The following is a 3,204-nucleotide window of genomic DNA, read 5'->3' on the forward strand; positions in this document are numbered from 1 at the left end:
AAATATCGATTGGTGGGGACGGAGAGACTCGAACTCTCACACCTCGCGGCGCTGGAACCTAAATCCAGTGCGTCTACCAATTTCGCCACGTCCCCAATGGCTGTGTATATTATAGAGATCATTTCCAGCTGACAAGCCGTTTATCATAAAAAAACACTCGTTTGATTAAATAAGAAACAATCCACGTTTTATTGTATTTTTCTCATTCAATTTCAGTCATTAAGTAGTCTTTAACCGCTTTAAAATCGGCCAAACGATGCTGCTTCTGCTTACCTAACATTTCTTCTAACAAGCCTTGAAAAGCCTGTAAGTGCTGCGGTAACTCAACTTTAAGACGCTGACAATGCAAAAAGGCCCAATCCAGATAGTCGCTCGCCTGTAAACGTTGACCACTCAACCACTCATAAAAAATAATCCCCAAAGCATAAACTTCACTTTGTAGGCTCTTAGCTTGGCCTTGAAATAGTTCAGGTGCCATATAACGCGGTGTGGCATTCAGCTCATGTAGGTCATTCTGATAGAGTGTTTGGACATGCTCAAAATCAAGCAGGCAGACCCTGCCCTGATCATTGACAAAATGTTCCTGCTTTAAATCGGCATGCAAATAGCCCAATTCTTGCAGGTAGATTAAAGGCACTAAGGCTTGCAGCAAATGTTGTCGAATTTGCATGATGGATTGCTGATGCGGCATGATCTGAAAATGCACCGGCGCATCGACCAGAATTAAGGCCTGCTCAAATTGTTCATGATTGATCTTGAAAGGCTGTTGAATAATTTGATGTGGAAGGAAAAAATTCAGATCACTTGAATTGGCATAAGCCTGATAAAAATCTAGCTCATGTTGCCAGCCTATTTGAGCGTGCGGAGATGATTTTAAGGTATTAGAGCTATTTGGTATCTGGGTTTTTAGCCAGAGCGCATGCCCTCCGGCATAATAAAGACGTCGACCAAAACCCAGACTGCGGGCTTTGGTTCGCAGTTCAAAATCAAAAGTATCAAGATGATCTAGATTAAGTCGTGGCAATGTATTCAGGTATTGGATCAAGTGTATGCTGATAATTTAGCAGCTCCAGACAATGCTGAATAGTTTTCCCGACCCGCTCCTGAGTCTCTATGAGAGAAATTTTTGGCCATGTGGCACGCTCACCTTCACGCTGTAAAATTTTAAACAGATACGGCCGCGGATTTTGCAACATATAGCTATAGTGGCGCAGGCTATATTTACCGACGATATTCACATCACCATAATAACGCTGGTCGACCACGCCATAGCCATGATCCAGCAGACGGCGTACAGGAGGTAAGCTTCCGGCATGCTCTCGGGCGAAATCCATCATTCCTTTGGTAATCACCGCACCCTGATGGCGAACAATTCGTTGCGGCCAGCTCAAGGTACCTTTACGGAAGCGTGAAATATCATCCTGCATAAATGGCACGATATGCGGGTTGGTCTGACTGGCAATGGTATAATTGATATTATACAGGCGCGCCATTTTTTCCTGCGGGAAATCACTTCGTACACTGCCATCTACCCAGCGGGTTGAGCCCATATAAGGCGTATATTGACCGTCATAGCGCTTACTGGTCAAACGAACCGGTGGAAACAGGATCGGTATCGCACAAGACGCCAGTACCGCACTCCAGACCAGCAAATCCGGAGAAGTATAGGCATTTAAAATGCGTGCATCCTGTCCGGCATCATAAGGCGCAACCGCAATATTGATATGCAGACCTGAGGTTTTAAGCGCTTCTTCGAAGGTCAGATCACCCAGATTTTCGACCAGAAATTTTTTCAGATATTTTACATCCGCCAGACCACCATTGCCTTTCATCAATTCACTCATGGTGCGAAAATGAAAAGCCTCATGAAAAAAATTATGGCCTTTCAAAATATCAATATATTGCGAGGGCTTAGATACACCCAACATGGCGGTCATGATGGCACCCGCACTTGAACCAGACATTACCTTTGGCAACAAGTCTTGTTCCATTAAGGCTTTGCATACACCTGTATGAAACAGACCCAGCGTCGAACCACCGGAAAACATCAGGGCTGGCTGGCCGTAGGCGCGCTGACAGCCTTTAAAAAATTCAATCTTTTCTTCAATACTGAGGCAAATACATTCTGTTGAGGCGATATGCGCCAAGCCTTGGCTGACTTGCTCCACATAATCTTCAATAATTCTTTTAGTGCCCACATAGGCTTCGGTAAACAATAGAGGATGGGCAATGTTGGCGATATCGTAGCTCAGGCCTTCGCGTAAAATATACATCAGGTCACGGGTACGCTTTTGTTGTCGATAGCGTCGTAATTTACCCAGACGATGTACAATCACTTCTGCATCAAAGTAGGGTGAACTGTTATCAAATTTCCATTCCTGTGCACCTGATTCTTCATCTATTTTCAGGGCGATATATTTCCATTCCTCATAGGACTCAGCCTGTTGCAGCTGCTGCTTGAGCTTTTTAATACGATAGGCCTGATGTGGATTAATATCCTGAGTAAAATCTTTAAACAGCATCTGCCTTCTTCCCTATATTTATTCTTGATACAGCTCGTACCCAGAGCCAGAAAATGTGTACAAATTTTCTATCCTCTACAATAACGAAAATTCTCTACTTTAAGCAAATTATCATACTTTTCTGGCTTTGACTGTGAATTTTGCAATGGTACTATCTTAGGCATAATTTTAAATCTGTAATGTTAAATCATGGCGAAAATTGAGTTACCTGACCATATTTTAAATGCCCTTTCGACTGTTCTGCAGCAACTTCAGCAAAGTCTGCCCGAACTAAAACAAATTCCTGATTTTTCTGCTCATGCCTATAAGTGGCAACATGGTGAACTCAAACCGATTCATCAACTTAGACAAATAGAGCTGACCAATTTAAAAGGGATTGAGCGGCAAAAAGAAAAAGTGATTCAGAATACTTTGCAGTTTTTAAAAGGCCTGCCTGCCAATGATGTCTTGCTGACCGGTTCACGCGGTACAGGCAAATCTTCAATTGTGCGTGCCCTACTCACCGAGTATGCAGATCAAGGGTTACGATTAATTGAAATCGAACGAGATGACTTATCTGATCTGCCTCAGATTCAGCGACTCATTGCAGAGCGTTCAGAGAAGTTTATTGTTTATTGTGACGATCTGGCTTTTAATGCTGAACGGCTTTGTTGCACAAACCTATTCATGACGGCTTATTCAG

At 43.2% G+C, this 3,204-nt stretch carries 3 protein-coding genes and 1 tRNA gene; 1 reads left to right on the forward strand and 3 read right to left on the reverse strand.

Going from position 1 to position 3,204, the window contains the following annotated elements; all coding sequences use genetic code 11:
• Positions 1 to 10: 10 nt before the first annotated feature.
• The 3 genes from WAK81_RS06915 to WAK81_RS06925 all read right to left on the reverse strand — a co-directional run bounded on the left by WAK81_RS06915 (position 11) and on the right by WAK81_RS06925 (position 2,522).
• A tRNA-Leu gene (locus tag WAK81_RS06915) sits at positions 11 to 95 on the reverse strand.
• 107 nt (positions 96 to 202) lie between these two features.
• Positions 203 to 1,024, reverse strand: coding sequence for a protein kinase domain-containing protein (locus WAK81_RS06920; RefSeq protein ID WP_422196236.1), 822 nt, complete (start codon positions 1,022 to 1,024; stop codon positions 203 to 205).
• Positions 1,011 to 2,522 (reverse strand): DUF3336 domain-containing protein, encoded by a 1,512-nt coding sequence (locus WAK81_RS06925; protein WP_422196234.1) that lies wholly within the window; start codon positions 2,520 to 2,522, stop codon positions 1,011 to 1,013. The genes WAK81_RS06920 and WAK81_RS06925 overlap by 14 nt, the downstream gene beginning before the upstream one ends.
• A gap of 189 nt (positions 2,523 to 2,711) precedes the next feature.
• On the opposite strand from WAK81_RS06925, the gene WAK81_RS06930 reads away from it, so the two are divergent.
• Positions 2,712 to 3,204, forward strand: a 493-nt coding sequence (locus WAK81_RS06930; protein WP_422196235.1) for a DUF815 domain-containing protein, incomplete at its 3' end; no start/stop codon positions are given.

Origin of the sequence: Acinetobacter sp. (assembly GCF_049284435.1) — a bacterium.
Lineage (GTDB): Bacteria > Pseudomonadota > Gammaproteobacteria > Pseudomonadales > Moraxellaceae > Acinetobacter.